Source organism: Mycobacterium sp. E2327 (assembly GCF_001672675.1).
In the GTDB taxonomy this organism is placed as follows: domain Bacteria; phylum Actinomycetota; class Actinomycetes; order Mycobacteriales; family Mycobacteriaceae; genus Mycobacterium.
On the sequence record NZ_LZKE01000022.1, the window covers coordinates 38,352 to 53,586 of the forward strand.

Annotated in this window: 17 protein-coding genes and 2 pseudogenes; 11 read left to right on the plus strand and 8 right to left on the minus strand. The window is 67.1% G+C overall.

The genetic code is table 11. The features are described from left to right. Window positions 1-23: 23 nt before the first annotated feature. The 3 genes and pseudogenes from A5712_RS32600 to A5712_RS02490 all read left to right on the plus strand — a co-directional run. Window positions 24-146: pseudogene (locus tag A5712_RS32600) on the plus strand (helix-turn-helix domain-containing protein); the annotation flags it as partial. 79 nt (window positions 147-225) lie between these two features. Further along, window positions 226-522 carry a hypothetical protein gene (locus tag A5712_RS31695; RefSeq protein ID WP_068100816.1) on the plus strand — a complete coding sequence of 99 codons (297 nt, stop codon included), beginning with the start codon at window positions 226-228 and terminating at the stop codon, window positions 520-522. A gap of 136 nt (window positions 523-658) precedes the next feature. Continuing rightward, on the plus strand, window positions 659-1,294 hold the full coding sequence (locus A5712_RS02490) for a class I SAM-dependent methyltransferase (RefSeq protein WP_068100818.1): 636 nt from the start codon (window positions 659-661) through the stop codon (window positions 1,292-1,294). Here the strand turns inward: A5712_RS02490 and A5712_RS02495 are convergent. Both A5712_RS02495 and A5712_RS02500 read right to left on the minus strand, forming a co-directional pair. Continuing rightward, window positions 1,291-1,779, minus strand: coding sequence for a hypothetical protein (locus A5712_RS02495; protein WP_068100820.1), 489 nt, complete (start codon window positions 1,777-1,779; stop codon window positions 1,291-1,293). The genes A5712_RS02490 and A5712_RS02495 overlap by 4 nt on opposite strands. A gap of 1 nt (window position 1,780) precedes the next feature. Further along, window positions 1,781-2,101, minus strand: coding sequence for a helix-turn-helix transcriptional regulator (locus A5712_RS02500; RefSeq protein WP_068100822.1), 321 nt, complete (start codon window positions 2,099-2,101; stop codon window positions 1,781-1,783). Window positions 2,102-2,195: 94 nt separating this feature from the next. On the opposite strand from A5712_RS02500, the gene A5712_RS02505 reads away from it, so the two are divergent. Continuing rightward, on the plus strand, window positions 2,196-3,116 hold the full coding sequence (locus A5712_RS02505; protein WP_068100824.1) for a TIGR03619 family F420-dependent LLM class oxidoreductase: 921 nt from the start codon (window positions 2,196-2,198) through the stop codon (window positions 3,114-3,116). Between the two features lie 66 nt (window positions 3,117-3,182). On the opposite strand, the gene A5712_RS31700 is transcribed toward A5712_RS02505, so the two are convergent. Next, entirely contained in the window at window positions 3,183-3,818 is a 636-nt protein-coding gene (locus A5712_RS31700; protein ID WP_156766378.1) for a chitin-binding protein, read from the minus strand. A gap of 209 nt (window positions 3,819-4,027) precedes the next feature. Here A5712_RS31700 and A5712_RS02515 point away from each other — a divergent pair, with 209 nt between their 5' ends. The 3 genes from A5712_RS02515 (at window position 4,028) to A5712_RS02525 (ending at window position 7,208) form a co-directional block, all read left to right on the plus strand. Beyond that, window positions 4,028-4,741, plus strand: coding sequence for a VIT family protein (locus tag A5712_RS02515; RefSeq protein WP_068100859.1), 714 nt, complete (start codon window positions 4,028-4,030; stop codon window positions 4,739-4,741). Between the two features lie 131 nt (window positions 4,742-4,872). Then, window positions 4,873-5,655 carry a thioesterase family protein gene (locus A5712_RS02520; RefSeq protein WP_156766381.1) on the plus strand — a complete coding sequence of 261 codons (783 nt, stop codon included), beginning with the start codon at window positions 4,873-4,875 and terminating at the stop codon, window positions 5,653-5,655. Then, complete coding sequence (locus tag A5712_RS02525; protein WP_068100830.1) at window positions 5,652-7,208, plus strand: class I adenylate-forming enzyme family protein; 1,557 nt, start codon at window positions 5,652-5,654, stop codon at window positions 7,206-7,208. Before A5712_RS02520 ends, A5712_RS02525 begins: the two co-directional genes overlap by 4 nt. An 8-nt stretch (window positions 7,209-7,216) precedes the next feature. Here A5712_RS02525 and A5712_RS02530 read toward each other — a convergent pair whose 3' ends face one another. After that, window positions 7,217-7,837: a TIGR03085 family metal-binding protein gene (locus A5712_RS02530; protein ID WP_068100832.1), complete on the minus strand. Its 621-nt coding sequence runs from the start codon at window positions 7,835-7,837 to the stop codon at window positions 7,217-7,219. Window positions 7,838-7,929: 92 nt separating this feature from the next. On the opposite strand from A5712_RS02530, the gene htpG reads away from it, so the two are divergent. Together htpG and A5712_RS02540 are read left to right on the plus strand one after the other, a co-directional pair. Next, window positions 7,930-9,852 carry a molecular chaperone HtpG gene (gene htpG / locus A5712_RS02535; protein WP_068100835.1) on the plus strand — a complete coding sequence of 641 codons (1,923 nt, stop codon included), beginning with the start codon at window positions 7,930-7,932 and terminating at the stop codon, window positions 9,850-9,852. Window positions 9,853-9,918: 66 nt separating this feature from the next. Next, a complete protein-coding gene (locus A5712_RS02540; protein ID WP_068100837.1) occupies window positions 9,919-10,134 on the plus strand; it encodes a hypothetical protein in 216 nt (71 codons plus the stop codon). A 1-nt stretch (window position 10,135) separates the two neighbouring features. Here A5712_RS02540 and A5712_RS02545 read toward each other — a convergent pair whose 3' ends face one another. Next, window positions 10,136-10,891: a GntR family transcriptional regulator gene (locus A5712_RS02545; RefSeq protein ID WP_068100839.1), complete on the minus strand. Its 756-nt coding sequence runs from the start codon at window positions 10,889-10,891 to the stop codon at window positions 10,136-10,138. Between the two features lie 103 nt (window positions 10,892-10,994). Here A5712_RS02545 and A5712_RS02550 point away from each other — a divergent pair, with 103 nt between their 5' ends. Then, entirely contained in the window at window positions 10,995-12,296 is a 1,302-nt protein-coding gene (locus tag A5712_RS02550; RefSeq protein WP_068100841.1) for an MFS transporter, read from the plus strand. A gap of 31 nt (window positions 12,297-12,327) precedes the next feature. Here the strand turns inward: A5712_RS02550 and A5712_RS02555 are convergent, their stop codons facing one another. Beyond that, entirely contained in the window at window positions 12,328-13,947 is a 1,620-nt protein-coding gene (locus A5712_RS02555) for a GMC family oxidoreductase (RefSeq protein WP_068100843.1), read from the minus strand. A gap of 130 nt (window positions 13,948-14,077) precedes the next feature. Between A5712_RS02555 and A5712_RS02560 the strand changes: the two genes are divergently transcribed. Continuing rightward, the gene (locus A5712_RS02560) at window positions 14,078-14,701 is read left to right on the plus strand and encodes a TetR/AcrR family transcriptional regulator (protein ID WP_068100845.1); all 624 of its coding nucleotides are present in this window, start codon (window positions 14,078-14,080) and stop codon (window positions 14,699-14,701) included. A gap of 6 nt (window positions 14,702-14,707) precedes the next feature. Here the strand turns inward: A5712_RS02560 and A5712_RS30630 are convergent, their stop codons facing one another. Together A5712_RS30630 and A5712_RS29990 are read right to left on the minus strand one after the other, a co-directional pair. Beyond that, window positions 14,708-14,950 carry an excalibur calcium-binding domain-containing protein gene (locus A5712_RS30630; RefSeq protein WP_369830349.1) on the minus strand — a complete coding sequence of 81 codons (243 nt, stop codon included), beginning with the start codon at window positions 14,948-14,950 and terminating at the stop codon, window positions 14,708-14,710. Window positions 14,951-15,043: 93 nt separating this feature from the next. Next, window positions 15,044-15,235, minus strand: a pseudogene (locus A5712_RS29990) (manganese transporter); the annotation flags it as partial.

Sequence of the window (15,235 nt, forward strand, 5' to 3'; positions counted from 1 at the left end):
TCCGGCCGACGCGCGGCAATTTACCCATCGAGCGCATCGCAACCGATTGCGGCTTCGGCAGCGCCGCCACGCTGCGACGGCACTTCCGGGACACGCTTGCCACCACGCCGGACGCCTACCGCCGGACCTTCACCACCGCCGGGTGACCTGAAAATCGCAAAAATGCCGGTAAACACGCGCGCGGAGCGATTAAATCGATAGGCATACGGCATGAGGAGGACCGACATGACCGAAGCAAGGGACCTTCGAACGCGTTGCGCCATCGGCGCGTTCGCGTTCGCGCTGGCGGGACTGCCGGTGATCGCGATCGCCGCGCCGGCGATCAGCAGGGCCGACGATCCGCCCCCCTGCGCGCCGGGGTGGGCGTGGAGCGTCGACTTGAATCAATGCGTGTTCGTGCTCCCCGCCGCAAACGGGCCCGGCGGCCCGGGCGGGCCCGGCGGTCCGGGTGGCCCGGGTGGCCCCGGCGGGCCTGGATTACCGGGCAGTCCCGCCGGACCGGGCGGTCCCGGCCGGCACTAGCCCGGCCCGGCGTTCGCGTGTAAATCCTGGTCTTTCGTGTGCATCCTGGGCGGGAAAGCGGCCGAGATTCCGCCGTGGGTACACCCGCAAAGCCGCCAGCGCACACTGGCGCGGCGACCAAGGTCATACTGGGCGGATGACGTCAGCTCAGCGCCGCGGGCTCAACGATGCGGTCACCCGGATGTGGAGCTTCCTCGCCCCGGCCTACGACCTGCCTTTTCTGCAGCGGTGGGTGTACCGCCCGCCACACGACGAGGTGATCGCGAAACTGCGCGCCCACAACTGCCGCAAGATCGCCGACATCGCTTGCGGCACGGGCATTCTCAGCGATCGAATCGAGCGTGAACTGCATCCCGACGAGATCTACGGCGTCGACATGTCCGACGGCATGCTGGCCCAGGCGCGCGCCCGGTCCGACCGGGTGCAGTGGCGGCGCGGTCCGGCCGAGCAGCTGCCCTTCGCCGACGGGGCACTCGACGCCGTTGTGACGACGTCGGCCTTTCACTTCTTCGACCAACCCGCGGCCCTGCGGGAATTCCATCGCGTGCTGGCCTCCGGCGGGCTGGTGGCCGTCTCCGCCCTGAGCACCCGGCAACCGATGCTGCAGGCTCCCGCGACCAATCGGTGGAAACCACAGCACAACGCGTCGCCGGCCGAGATGCGGACGTTGTTCGAGGACGCCGGGTTCACCATCAGCGATCAACACCGCATTCAACGGCCGCTGTGGACGCGGGTCGTGTCGGACCTGATCACCGTCGGCACCAAGAGCTAGCCGCGCCGCCGGGCGAGGATTTCCCGAAGGGTGGGCAACGTTCGCTGGTCCTTGGGTCGGTTCGCTGCCTGTTTTGACCGGATGACGTCACCGAGCGACGCGATGCGCACGTTTACTCCATAGAGCGGGGCCTGGACCGCGTCTCGGCGCAAATCACGGTATCCGCCTGTGCCAGAAGGCTTAAAAGTTATGTCGAGATCGCCGGCGTCGGTTGTGAGGTTCCAGGTTTGCGCGCCGGCCAGTGTCTCGCCGTCACAGCTGAAAGGCAGGCCGCTCGGCTCGGACTCGGGGCGGACCCTTGCGTTGAGTTCCCGTAGGGCAGCCGCGAGGTTGTCGAGATTCCGCCGGCCGATGTCGGGGGTGATATCGGCGTCCTCCGTGGGAAAGGGAGAACCGTGGTAGACCGCGGCGAGGCCGCCGATGAGGACGTAGGCGACTTTGTTTCGGTGCAGGGCCCCAAGCATGCGAGGCAAATCGAGTTCCAACTCAATCCCGTCCCGCCTGTCGCAGCGCCGCGAGTTGCCGGGCCACCCGGGCGTGCCGATCCATCCGTTCCTGGCCACTCAGCCCCGCCAGCCGCGTCGCCTGAGCGATGTCGCTGTCATCGCGCGGTACGAGCATGAGCTCGAGATCGAAGCCGCACAAGCGCGTCAGCCGACGGACGTCATCGAGACTGATAGCGGTCCGGCCGGATTCCCAACGCGCGATTGCGGATTGGGTTGTGCCGGCCCGGGTCGCCAACTCGGCTTGCGTAAGGGCGGCCCGGCGCCGGGCCTCGCGGACCAGATCACCGCCGTAAGAAGACATGCCATATTATAGCGGTTCTGCTATGTCATCGACCGCATGCCGTTCGGCCAGTCACAATGCCACACAGTGGTCGTCGAGCACGCCAGGAGCGCAAATGAAGTTCGCCTTCCCGCTACCGCACATGCTGCGCCTCAAGGTGATCACCCAGCCCTGGGAGGCCGGCGTGACCGGCGCCGATCAGACCCGAATGGCCAAGCGCGCCGAGGCGATGGGCTACGACATGGTCGCGATCCCCGAGCACTACGTCATCCCCACCGACCATGTCGAACTGTCGGGCCCGCATTACCTTTCCTCGACTGTCGCGCAGGCCTACATCGCGGGCGCCACCGAGAAGATTCGGCTGAATTCGTGCGTCACGATCCTGCCGCTGCATCATCCGATCGTGCTCGCCAAGGCGCTGGCGACCGCCGACTGGATGAGCGGCGGGCGCATGATGGTGACCTTCGGAGTGGGTTGGCTCGAGCGCGAATTCGACTTCCTCGGCGTACCCTTCCGCGAACGCGGCCGCATCGCCGACGAGTACCTCGAGGCGATCATCGAGCTGTGGACCAGCGACTCGCCCCGATTTGAAGGCAACTACGTCTCGTTCCACGACATGGCGTTCGAGCCCAAACCCATTCAGAAACCGCATCTTCCGGTATGGATCGGTGGCGACGCCGATGCCGCGCTGAAGCGCGCGGCGCGATTCGCCTCCGGGTGGTGGCCGTTTCTGACCCCGCCGGAAAAGATCGCCGAGCGGGTCGAGTTCATCAAGGATCAACCCGCCTACGACGGGCGCCCGTTCGAGGTGATGCACGGGCTGGGCACCAACCGCGTCGGCGAGGGACATCGCGCCGTCAGCGATCCACACGCGCGTCCCGGCATGAGCGCTCAGGAGATCGTCGACCGCCTGAATTGGCTCGCCGAGCAGGGGGTGACCTTCAGCGCCGTGCCGGTTCCCGCCGTCCGCGGGATCGACGAGTACCTCGACTACGCCCAGTGGGTCATCGAGGAGATCAAGCCCAAAGTGGCCTAGGCTCAACCGATCCCGCCGATGCCCGCCCCGCCGGTCGGCGAGACGGGCATCGGGCCGGTCGGCCTGTTACAGCGGGATCCAGACCCCGAAGAACCAGAACCCCCACTGGTTGAAGCCGGGATCCCAGACGGGCGTCTCGTCGTAGCCGTAGTAGTGGATGGGGCCATACCCCCACGGCCCGCCGGGTGGCGGCAGCGGTCGATCCCACGCCGGCCGCGGCGGTGGACCGTAACCCCAAGGTCCGGGCCCGTCGCCCCACGGGGCGCCGTGGAAGTAGCCGCGCTGCGGGTCGCCATGCCAGGGGCCGCCCGGTCCGCCGGGATGGTCGGGACCGCCGGGTCCGCCGGGATGGTCGGGGCCGCCGGGTCCGCCAGGATGGTCGGGTCCGCCGGGGCCACCGGGTCCGCCAGGATGGTCGGGTCCACCGGGGCCGCCGGGCCCGCCGGGACCGCCCGGTCCACCGCGGTGATCGGGCCCGCCGGGACCACCCGGAGGACCACCAGGATTGCCGGGCCCGCCCGGGCCACCCGGGTCATTCGGTCCGGCCGGGCGGTGATCCCCGGGCGCCGGGCCACCGTGGTTACCGGGTGCCGGCGGGGGCGCTCCCGGAGCGGCAAACGCCGAACCGGCGCCCATACCCAACGCGGCGGCGCCGAGAGCGCCGGCGATGGTTCCCCCCGCGATCAATTGCTTTAATTTCATAGTCCTTCACCTGTCCATAAGTGAGTTCCTAGAACCCCCCAACAACCCACACGTTAGATAGTGCGTCTATGGATTAGCTGTGACGGGCCCATGCGCAACGTTTGGGCGGCGACACGTCACCGAGAACGGCGAATGAGGCAAGGCTGCGCTCGCTTTGGCAAGCCTATATTTGCTGGTCGGAAGCCATTTCGCCGTATATGGTTGCGGACGTGTCGACTACCTCCCACCCCGCCGAACCCCATGTGGGTTCGGTCTCGTCGAGGCTGAATTGGCTGCGTGCCGGCGTGCTCGGCGCCAACGACGGGATCGTGTCCACCGCGGGCATCGTGGTGGGCGTCGCGGCGGCGACGGTGGAACGCGGCCCGATCTTGACCGCCGGCGTCGCCGGTCTGGTCGCCGGGGCCGTGTCGATGGCGTTGGGTGAATACGTCTCGGTCAGCACGCAGCGCGACACCGAGCAGGCGCTGCTGACCAAGGAAATGCAGGAGTTGCGCGACGACCCGGCCGCCGAATTGGACGAGCTGGCCGAGCTTTACGAGGCCAAGGGACTGTCACCGGCGACGGCCCGCACCGTGGCCGAGGAGCTCACCGACCACAATCCCTTCGTCGCCCACGCTGAGATCGAACTGGGTATCGACCCCGAGGAGCTGACCAATCCGTGGCAAGCGGCGATGTCCTCGGCGCTGTCGTTCACCGTGGGCGCGTTGTTGCCGTTGATCGTGATCCTGGTGCCGCCGACGGCATGGAGAATCCCGGCCACCGTCGTCGCGGTGCTGCTGGCCTTGGTGCTGACGGGTGCGGTGTCGGCCGGACTGGGCGGCGCGCCGCAGGGGCGGGCGGTGGCCCGCAACGTCATCGGCGGTGGACTCGCGTTGGCGGTCACCTACGCGATCGGACACCTGGTGGGCGCCGCGATCGCGTAGTCCTCTCGGTTGGACTGGAAACAGAAACTGTAATATCAACTGTTGCCGTCCTGACGAGAAAGAGCCGCGCTTTGACCGAAACCAATACCGCGCCGGATGAGGTTGATTCCGCGGCGCAGGTGCCATACTTTCTGCGCGACGAAAACCGTTTTGTGCCAAACGGAATCGCGCGGGGCGGCTGGGGTCCGTCGCTGAGTGGCCACGTCGTGGGCGGTCTCTTGGGGTGGGCCGCCGAACGCGCGGTGGAGGATCCGCAACTGCAACCCGCGCGGCTGACCGTCGACCTACCCGCGCCCACCGCGCTCGAACCGATCGAGGTCCACACGCAGGTGCACCACGACCGTCGGCGACTGCGACTCGTCGAGACCGTCCTCACCCAGCGCGGTACACCCGTCGCGCGGGGGAGCGCATTGTTTCTGCGGCGCGGCCCGCAGCCCGAGGGGGACGTGTGGTCACCGGCCGTGCAGATGCCGCCGCTGCCCATCGACGACGGCCCCGCGCCGTCGCTGTTCATGCGCACCTACGGCTGGGGCACCGACATTCAGAATCCCGATCCCGACTGGCCCCACACCTCGGGACCGAAATACACCTGGCTGCACGAGACACGCTCGCTGATCGACGGCGAGCCGCTCACCCCTTTCACCCGCGCGGCCATGGGCGCGGACATCACGGCCTCACTGGCCAATTGGGGCACAAACGGACTGCAGTTCATCAACGTCGACTACACCCTGACGCTGACCCGGCTGCCCGAAGGACCCCACATCGGGCTGGCCTCGCTCACGCATTACAGCCACGACGGCGTCGCCACCGGCTCGGCCGTGCTCGTCGACCACCACGGCCCGATCGGCAGTTCCGTGTCAGTTGCCATCGCGCACTCTGGATTTCGGCCGATCACCGCGCCACCGGCCGGATGAAGGACCTCACCTACTGGGCATTGATTGCCGAGGCCGCACGGCGAAGACCGGACCTGTCGCTGCTCGCCGACGAGTATGGCCGCAGCCTGACCGCACGCCAGTTCCGCGACGCCGCGTGCGCGACGGCCGCCGCGTTCGCTGCACGGGGGATAGGCGCGGGAACCGTGGTGTCCTGGCAACTGCCGACGACGCTGGAAACCGCCGTCGTCATGGCGGCGCTGGCCCGACTCGGCGCGGTCCAGAACCCCATCATCCCGATACTGCGTGAACACGAGGTCGGCTTCATCACCGCCCAGCTGTCTACCGAATTCCTTGTGGTGCCCGAGTTTTGGCACCGATTCGACTACGGCGGCCTAGCGCGGGCCCTGGCCACGGACAGGGGCTTCCGCGTCATCACCGTCGACCTTGCGACGCCCCCGGCGGCCGGTGAGCTTCGGCTGCCCCGCGCGAGCGCCGATGCCCTCGGCCGGCCGCCGGGACCTACCGGCGCCGCGCGATGGATCTACTACTCGTCCGGAACCACCGCGGCCCCCAAGGGAATTCGCCATACCGACGCGTCGGTGATGGCGCCCGCAACGGGCCTGGCGGAAAAGATGGGAATCACCGCTAGCGACGTGGACCCCATCGGCTTTCCCTTCGCGCACATCGGCGGTGCCGTGATGCTGGCCGTCGGGCTGATGACCGGCATGCGGTTAGCGCTGTTCGAGGTATTCGACCCGGCCACCACGCCGCTGTCCATCGCCGCCCACAACCCGACCTTTTTGGGCATGGCGACACCGTTCTTCCTGGCCTTCCTCGAAGCTCAACGCAACCACGGCGACGAGCCGCTGTTCCCGTTCGTGCGTGGCTGCCTGGCCGGCGGCGCGCCGATCACCCCCGAACTGGGCCACCAGGTCCGCGAGACCTTCGGTGTGGCCGGCATCGCGAACGCATGGGGCCTCACCGAGTTTCCGGTCGCCACCTCACCGCCGCTGACCGGGGCGCCGGAGGTGCTCGACCACACCGTCGGCGCACCGGGACCCGGCGTCAGCGTCCGGGTCGTCGACGCAGGGATCGAACTGCCCGTCGGGCAGGAGGGTGAGCTGCGGCTCAAGGGACCCCAATGCTTCCTAGGCTACGCCGATGCCGCGCTCGACGCCGACGCATTCGACGCCGAAGGATGGCTTCGCACAGGGGATCTCGGGCTGATCGACGGGAATGGCAACGTCCGTGTCACGGGCCGGATCAAGGATGCGATCATCCGCAACGCGGAGAATGTCTCGGCGCAGGAGGTCGAAAATGCGCTGGCCACCCATCCCGCTGTCGCCGACGTCGCGGTCGTCGGAGTACCCGACCCGCGCACCGGCGAGCGCGTCTGCGCCGTGGTGGTACCGGCGTCGAGCGACCACGTGTCGCTGGAATCCCTGGTGCAGCACTGCCATTCGCAAGGGTTGAGCCGCTACAAACACCCCGAGCGCCTGGTGATCGTCGATGCGCTGCCGCGCAATCAGTTCGGCAAGGTGATCAAGAAGGAGCTGCGCGAGGCCCTCGCCACCGGTCGTCTGGAGACTTGATAGTCCGGCTACAACCCCTTGGGCGCGTCGCGGACCGCTTGCACCGCCGCCGGGTCGCCGTCGAACTCGACCCGAGCCTCCCGGCCGACGGAGAACAGCAACAGCTCCTCGGGCGGACCGGTCACCACGACCGCCGGGCCGGAGCCGGCCGTCAGCACCGTCTTGCCCCCGGGCGTGCGCAACGCAACCCGACCCGGGACCTTCCCGAGCGTGACCCGGGCCATCAGCGACAGCGTGCGACGCAGCGCCCGGCACATCCCTTGTTCCAGCACACGGGGCTCCCAGGCCGGCTGTGCGCGGCGCACGTCCTCGTGATGGATGAACATCTCGGCGACGTTGGCCACCGGGTCGAGCAGGATGAACGGCGAATAGACGGGCGGGCCGGACGCGATTTTGTCCACCAACTCGTCCCAGTCGTTCTTCGACGCCGCCTCCTGCTGCACCTTGGCGGTGTGCGCCGCGAAGAACGGAATCATGATGCCCGCCGCGGCATCGGGCCGATACTCCCGGATCACCAAATGGGCGGCCAGGTCTCGCGTCTTCCAGCCCTCGCACAAGGTGGGCGCCTCGGGGCCGACGGCCCGCATGGTCGCGACGAGGGCGGCGCGTTCGCGCTGAGCAACGGACATGGGTTCAGGGTAGGGCCAGCCCGCGGGCGTAGACCAACCGCACCTCGGTAAATTTGCAACGTCGTATCAGGAAGGAAAGTGCAGGGAGTGTCATGAACGCGCGTGTCGAGCAGTTGGAGTTTCAGGCCGAGGCCCGGCAACTGCTGGATTTGATGGTCCACTCGGTCTACTCCAACAAGGACTCGTTTCTGCGGGAGCTGATCTCGAACGCCTCCGATGCGCTGGACAAGCTGCGCCTGGAAGCGTTTCGCAACAAGGACCTCGACGTCGACACCTCCGACCTACATATCGAGATCGACGTCGACAAAAGCGCGCGAACGCTGACCGTCCGCGACAACGGCATCGGGATGACGCGTGAGGAAGTGGTGGACCTGATCGGCACGCTGGCCAAGTCCGGCACCGCCGAGCTGCGCCAACAGCTCCGCGACGCCAAAAATGCGGCGTCCTCCGAGGAACTGATCGGCCAGTTCGGCATCGGGTTCTACTCGAGCTTCATGGTCGCCGACAAGGTCGAGCTGCTGACCCGCAAGGCGGGCGAGAGCGCCGCCACCAGGTGGGAATCCAGCGGCGAGGGCACCTACACCATCGAATCCGTGGACGACGCGCCGCAGGGAACCTCGGTCACGCTGCACCTCAAGCCCGAGGACGCCGAGGACGAGCTGCACGACTACACCGCCGAATGGAAGATCAGGCATCTGGTCAAGCGGTATTCCGACTTCATCTCCTGGCCCATCCGGATGGAGGTCGAGAAACGCACCCCGGGCGAGGACGGTGGCGAGGAGACCGTCACGCTCGAAACCGAGACCCTGAACTCGATGAAGGCGCTGTGGGCCAGGCCCAAGGAGGAGGTCTCCGCCGAGGAGTACAACGAGTTCTACAAGCACATCGCCCACGCCTGGGACGACCCGCTCGAGGTCATCGCGATGAAGGCCGAGGGCACCTTCGAGTACCAGGCCCTGCTGTTCATTCCGTCGCACGCGCCGTTCGACCTGTTCGACCGGGACGCCCACGTCGGAATCCAGTTGTACGTCAAGCGCGTGTTCATCATGGGCGATTGCGACGAGCTGCTGCCGAAATACCTGCGCTTCGTCAAGGGCGTCGTCGACGCACAAGACTTGTCGCTCAACGTATCTCGCGAAATCCTGCAGCAGGACCGGCAGATCAAGGCGATCCGTCGCCGCCTGACCAAGAAGGTCCTGTCCACGATCAAGGAGCTGCAGTCCGAGCGGCCGGACGACTACCGCACCCTGTGGACCCAGTTCGGCAGGGCCATCAAGGAAGGGCTGCTGTCCGACGCCGACAACAAGGACATGCTGCTGCAGGTGTCGTCGTTTGCCTCCACCCACAGCGAGGAGGAGGCCACCACCCTGGCCGAGTACGTCGAGCGGATGAAGGAGGGCCAGCAGCAGATCTTCTACGCCACCGGCGAGACGCGCCAGCAGCTGCTGAAGTCACCGCACCTCGAGGCGTTCAAGGCCAAGGGCTACGAGGTCCTGCTGCTCACCGATCCGGTCGACGAAGTGTGGGTGGGGGTGGTCGACGAGTTCGACGGCAAACCGCTGCAGTCGGTGGCCAGGGGCGAAGTGGACCTCGACGACGAAGAGGGCAAAAGCGAGGCCGAGCGCGAGGAGCAGGAGAAGGAGTTTGCCGACCTGCTGACCTGGCTCAAAGAGACCCTGAGCGAGCACGTCAAGGACGTGCGGCTGTCGACGCGCCTGACCGAATCGCCCGCCTGCCTGATCACCGACGCCTTCGGGATCACCCCGACGCTGGCGCGCCTCTACCGCGCCACCGGGCAGGACGTTCCGGTCGGCAAGCGGATCCTCGAACTCAACCCGAATCATCCGCTCGTCACGGGCCTGCGGGACGCGCACAAGGACCGCGCCGACGACCAATCGGTCGCCGAGACCGCCGAACTGCTCTACGGCACAGCCCTTCTCGCCGAAGGCGGCGCGCTCGAGGATCCGGCGCGCTTCGCCGAGCTGCTCGCGCAGCGTTTGGCGCGCACGGTTTGAGCGTTTCCGGTCGCCGGCGCCGGCTAATTGCGGTTGAATTTCCCCCGGAAGGGATAATCACAGCGCATGGCCAAGTTCCGGATCATCGACCCACATGGCGGGATTGTGGCGACCAAGGATTTCGAGAGCGCCGAGGCCGCATACGTGTGGTTCACCGACGCCGTCGCGGGCAGCACCGAGCTGGGCTGGCGCATGGAGGTCGACGACGCGGGGACCTGGGCATTCTTCGATGACACCGAAGGCTTCACCGCCCCGGCGAGCCGCCGTCCGTTTCGGCGCTGAATTACGCGCCCATTTCTCGTCCGGTTTCCGAGTCCCCGGTTGAGCCGACCACATCGGTGTTTTCGCCGAGGACGCGGTGGAGTAGCTCGCCGGTGCCGAGCAGGTGCCTGGTGACCAGCGACTGTGCGCGCTCGACATCGCCCCGGCGCACGGCCCGCAGCAGCGACGCGTGTTCGCGGTCGGACTCGCCCTTGTAGGACGGCAGCCCGAACTTGAGCCGCAGGTAGCGCTCTCCGCGCTCATGCAGCATGCCGATCAGCGCCAGGAGTTGTGGGCGCGCGGCCGGCTCGTAAAGGCTCATGTGAAAGGCCTCGTTGCGCGCGACGTACAGCGACGGCTCGGTTTCGGCCGCGGCCGCCTCGTACAGCGCCTCGCAGTGGCGCAGCGTGTCCGACGTGTGAGCGGGTATCGCCAGCCCGATGGCGAGGCTCTCGAGGGCGGCGCGGATCTCGTACACCTCGCGCGCCTCGCCGGGCGACAACGGGGCCACCGTCGCCCCCTTGTTCATCTCCACCTTGGCCCAGCCTTCGCTCTCCAGCTGGCGCAGGGCCTCGCGAACGGGGATCGCGCTGACTGAGAAGTGCCGCGCGATGGCGTCCTGGCGCAGCGGTGCCCCGGGGGCGAGGGTGCCGTCGACGATGGCGGCGCGCAGCGCGTTGGCGATCAACCGCGACGTGCTGCCGCGTTCCGCCAGCGAGAGCGCCGTCGGCAACGCACCCAACGCATTGTCCGACGGAGTTCGACCTGTTACGCTCATCACTATATTATATACAATGTGATGCCGGAGGGTGGCTAGGCCAGCACCGGCGCGTGCATATGCGAATCCCGATAGTCGTTCTACCCGTGCCAACGGAGGCCAGATGACGTCAACGACGGAGCCGGCAAGCCTCGCCAGGCGTCGCACACCGCTCAATCGCTCCCAGATCGCGGGGTTCTGGGGCGCATGGACGGGCTGGACGCTCGACGGAATGGATTCGTTCATCTACGCCCTCGTGCTCGCCCCCGCGCTGACCGAACTGCTGCCGCGTTCGGGTTTCGCCGCGACTTCGACCAACGTCGGTCTCGCGGGATCGATCCTGTTCGCCCTGTTTCTGGTGGGCTGGGGCCTGTCGTTCATCTGGGGGCCGATCGCCGACCGCTTCGGGCGCACCAAGGTGCTGGCCGCGACGATCTTTACCTTCGCCATCTTCACCGGGCTTTCGGCCGCGGCGCAAAATGTCTGGCAGCTGGCGATTTTCCGCTTCATCGCGGGCGTCGGCATCGGCGGCGAATGGGCGTTGGCGGGGACTTACGTGGCCGAGGCGTGGCCCGAGGACCGGCGCAAGATGGGGGCGGGCTACCTGCAGACCGGCTACTACGCCGGGTTCTTTCTGGCGGCGGCCCTGAACTACACGATCGGCGTCCATTTCGGTTGGCGCGCAATGTTTTTGACGGGCGCGGTGCCGATCGTCGTTGCGATCCTGATCCTGACGCGGGTGAAGGAGACGGAGAAGTGGGAGAACCTGGAGGCTCAGCCCAAGGTCCGCGTGAAGCCACTGCGCGAGATTCTCGGGCCGCGCTATCGGCGTCGCACCTGGGTGGCCTGCGCGCTGCTGACGATCGCGATCGTGGGCCTATGGGCCGGCGCCGTCTACGAACCCACCGCCGTCATTCAGTTGGCGCAGCACGCGGGCTTCGACAAGGCCGGCGCGACCAGAACGGCGTCCTGGGCCACGGGCCTGTTGTCCATCGGCACCATCCTGGGGTGCCTGATGGTGCCGGTGCTCTCCGAGCGCATCGGGCGCCGAAAGACGCTTGCGATTTACTTTGCGGGGATGGCTGTTTCGATCGTCGGGAGCTTCGGCTGGGCGTTCTATCTGCCCAATGGGCTCGCGCCGTTCATCGCGTGGCTGTTCGTGCTCGGGTTCTTTGGCGGCAACTTCGCGATCTTCAGCCTCTGGCTGCCCGAGCAGTTCGAGACGCGCGTGCGCGCAACGGCGTTCGCCTTCTGCACGTCGTTCGGCCGCTTCGTCGGCGCGGGCGTCAACTTCCTGCTCGGCGCGGCGGTGCTGCACCTGCATACCCTGGGACTACCGGTCGCTTTGACGGCCATTGCGTTCGTGATCGGGCTTTTCATCATTCCCTTTGCGCCCGAGACGCGGGGCGAGGCGCTGCCCCAATAAGGGGCAGCGACCCCGGCCCGGCGCCTACCGGTCAGCAGCATACGTCCCGCCCCGGAGACCGGTGGCCCTTGATCAGATCGGCACCCTTCTCGGCGATCATGACGGCCGCCGCGTTGGTGTTTCCACTGACTATCGCGGGCATCACCGATGCGTCGACGACGCGAAGTCCCTCGACGCCACGGACTTTGAGGTCGGGATCGACCACTGCCCGCTCGTCGACGCCCATCGCGCACGTACCGACTGCGTGATATTCGGTTTGTGACCAGGTCCTCGCATACTCGGTGAGCGCGGCCTTGCCCGGATTCGCCTCGGTCGGCAGGTTCAATCCCTTGACGAACTTCCGGAACGAGGACTGCTGCGCGATCTCGACGGCGGCGCCCAGCCCGGCCGTGACGTCGTCGAGGTCCGCCGGGTCGGCGAAGTAGGCCGGATTGATCCGGGGCGCCTCGCCCGGATCGGCGGAGGACAGGCACAGCCGACCGCGGCTGCGCGGGTGCGTCGCGGCGACGTTCATCGTGAAGTTGGGCAGCGGTAAGCTGAACCGGCCGTGATCGACGAATGATGTTGGTCCGCCGATGAATTGGATGTTCGGGATCGCCTGGCCGTGGGTGGATACGAAGCCCCCGACCTCGCCGCCGTTGGAGGTGAACGGACCGCCGCTGCGGCTCTGCCACAGCGAAAGGTTTTCCGGGCTGGCCATCTCCAACAAATCGGTCGAGTTTTGGGTGGCCCAGACGATCGGCGTCATCGTGTGATCGTGCAGGTTCTCTCCGACGCCCGGCAGGTCGGCGTTGACGCCGATGCCGAGACCGCGCAGCTGATCGGCCGGACCGATGCCGGACAACAGCAGCAGTTGCGGCGAGTTGATGGTCCCGCCGCAGAGAATCACCTCCGCGCCGGCGTAGGCGCTGATCTCAGCGCCATCGTGCACGTAGGAAACACCCGTCGAACGGCCGCCGTCCACCAGAATCCGCGTTGCGAGGGCGTTGGCCCGCACGGTGAGGTTGGGTCGGGCGAGCGCCGGTCTCAGATAGCCGTCGGCGCTCGACCACCGCCAGCCTCGATGGCAGTTGACTTGATAAGCGCCCGCACCGATCTGGGATGCGCCGTTGAAATCGTCGGTCGTCGCCAGGCCCCATTCGCTTGCCGCGCTGACCCAACTGTGTGAGAGCTCGTGGGTGAACAGCCGGTCCTCTGTGTGCAGGGGACCGCTTTGACCGTGCAACGGCTGCCCCAGTCGACTGTTGTTCTCTGCCTTGATGAAGTAGGGCAGCACGCTGTCGTAATCCCAGCCGGCGCAGCCGCGTTCGCTCCATCCGTCGAAGTCGGCGCGGTGTCCGCGGATGTAGACCATCAGGTTGATCGAGGACGAACCGCCCAGGGTCTTGCCGCGCGGGTAGGTCGTCGATCCGTGATAGTGCGCCTGCGGTTCGAGGCGATAGTTCCAGTCGACTTCCGACCCGAACAGCGAACCGAAGATCGCCGGTACCCGAATCGCGTCCATCGTGTCCTCGGGGCCCGCCTCGAGCAACAGCACCTGTACCGACGGGTCCTCGGAGAGGCGGTTGGCCACCACGCACCCCGCGCTTCCGGCCCCGACGATGACGTAGTCGAACGAATCCTGTGCGGATTTTCTAGCTGAAGATGTCATGCGCCGAACGCTACCGCCATCTGAGAGCAAGCGCAATCAGATGATGACTGCCCTCACATTGTCGGGACGCGAGTTCGCAGGTTGGCCTAGGATTCGACATCGTGGGACGCGTGTAACCAGAAGGCAGGGCATGAGGGATTACGACGGGAAGACGGCGGCCGAACGGGTGGCCGAGCGCCGTGCGCGCCTGGTCACCGCAGGCATCGAGCTGTTCGGCAAATATGGCTACGCCGGCACGTCCATCCGCGCGGTATTGCGTCAGGCGGGACTGCGCGACCGGTATTTCGGCGAGAGCTTTGCCGACCTGGATGCGCTGCTGGCGGCTGCCTACGACGAAGTGATCGACGAGGAAGTCAGTGCGTGCCAGGCAGCGATCGGCGCCACCTCCCGGGCCTCGGACGGTGCGCGGGCGATGATCGATGCCATCAGCCGCTCACTCGAGGGCAATCCCGGCCATGCGCGCATCAAGCTTCGCGAGGTGTTTTCCGGCGGGCCAACGGTTCAAGCCCAACGCCAACAAGGACTTCGTAAACTCGCCCGGCTCGTCGCCGACCTGCTGCCGGAGTCGAACACGGTCGACGACCGGGAACGGCTGTTGCTCGGCGTCGGGGTGGTGGCCGCCGCCGACTCCTACTTGCTCGCCTGGCTCGACGGGGTATTGGACGTGACGCGCCAGGACGTGGTCGACCTGGTGACCCTGGTATTCGATTCGGTCGCCGCCCGGATCACCGCCGGCACGCCGACGAGCCGCTAGGTGAATTCAGTGGCACACCTCGCACGCGATGCCGTCGCCGTCGCGATCAAGGGGCGCCCGGTAACCCGGCTGCCCGATGTAAATCGGGGCCGCGCCGGCGGCACACGCCGCCTTGCAGTTCGGGTAGTAGACGTTGGACCCGGTCGTCGGGGCGGGCGACGGCGTGGTGGTCGACGGCGCCGCATCGGCGACGGGTGGCACCGCTATCCCGACAACGATTGCTGTAACGATGAACGCTCGCTGGAGCATGCTCCAAACCTCCCTACTTGCCGGCGATGTGCTTTGCTGCTGGTTGCTCAGCTAACACTGCTAAGCATTGGCAGGCAAGCGCTTCGGGGAAACTCAGCGGCCGAGCTGGACGGCTTTGACGACTAGCAGCAGCGCGCCGACGACCAGGTAGCTGCGCAGGGCGATCATGCCGAGCCGGGTGCCGGGGGACCAGGTGACCGGTTCGAGGAGCGTCAGCGGCGGCATCCGCCAGGTGTTGCGGTCGACGGGACGTGCCGGCGGCGTCGCGGCTGGTTTGGCGGGCTG

Excerpts from the sequence above, each read along its gene's own strand:
- A5712_RS31695 (WP_068100816.1), top strand. The coding sequence starts at position 226 with ATGACCGAAGCAAGGGACCTTCGAACGCGTTGCGCCATCGGCGCGTTC.
- A5712_RS02490 (WP_068100818.1), top strand. The coding sequence starts at position 659 with ATGACGTCAGCTCAGCGCCGCGGGCTCAACGATGCGGTCACCCGGATG.
- A5712_RS02500 (WP_068100822.1), bottom strand. The coding sequence starts at position 2,101 with ATGTCTTCTTACGGCGGTGATCTGGTCCGCGAGGCCCGGCGCCGGGCC.
- A5712_RS02505 (WP_068100824.1), top strand. The coding sequence starts at position 2,196 with ATGAAGTTCGCCTTCCCGCTACCGCACATGCTGCGCCTCAAGGTGATC.
- A5712_RS31700 (WP_156766378.1), bottom strand. The coding sequence starts at position 3,818 with ATGAAATTAAAGCAATTGATCGCGGGGGGAACCATCGCCGGCGCTCTC.
- A5712_RS02525 (WP_068100830.1), top strand. The coding sequence starts at position 5,652 with ATGAAGGACCTCACCTACTGGGCATTGATTGCCGAGGCCGCACGGCGA.
- A5712_RS02530 (WP_068100832.1), bottom strand. The coding sequence starts at position 7,837 with ATGTCCGTTGCTCAGCGCGAACGCGCCGCCCTCGTCGCGACCATGCGG.
- htpG (WP_068100835.1), top strand. The coding sequence starts at position 7,930 with ATGAACGCGCGTGTCGAGCAGTTGGAGTTTCAGGCCGAGGCCCGGCAA.
- A5712_RS02540 (WP_068100837.1), top strand. The coding sequence starts at position 9,919 with ATGGCCAAGTTCCGGATCATCGACCCACATGGCGGGATTGTGGCGACC.
- A5712_RS02545 (WP_068100839.1), bottom strand. The coding sequence starts at position 10,891 with ATGAGCGTAACAGGTCGAACTCCGTCGGACAATGCGTTGGGTGCGTTG.
- A5712_RS02550 (WP_068100841.1), top strand. The coding sequence starts at position 10,995 with ATGACGTCAACGACGGAGCCGGCAAGCCTCGCCAGGCGTCGCACACCG.
- A5712_RS02555 (WP_068100843.1), bottom strand. The coding sequence starts at position 13,947 with ATGACATCTTCAGCTAGAAAATCCGCACAGGATTCGTTCGACTACGTC.
- A5712_RS02560 (WP_068100845.1), top strand. The coding sequence starts at position 14,078 with ATGAGGGATTACGACGGGAAGACGGCGGCCGAACGGGTGGCCGAGCGC.
- A5712_RS30630 (WP_369830349.1), bottom strand. The coding sequence starts at position 14,950 with ATGCTCCAGCGAGCGTTCATCGTTACAGCAATCGTTGTCGGGATAGCG.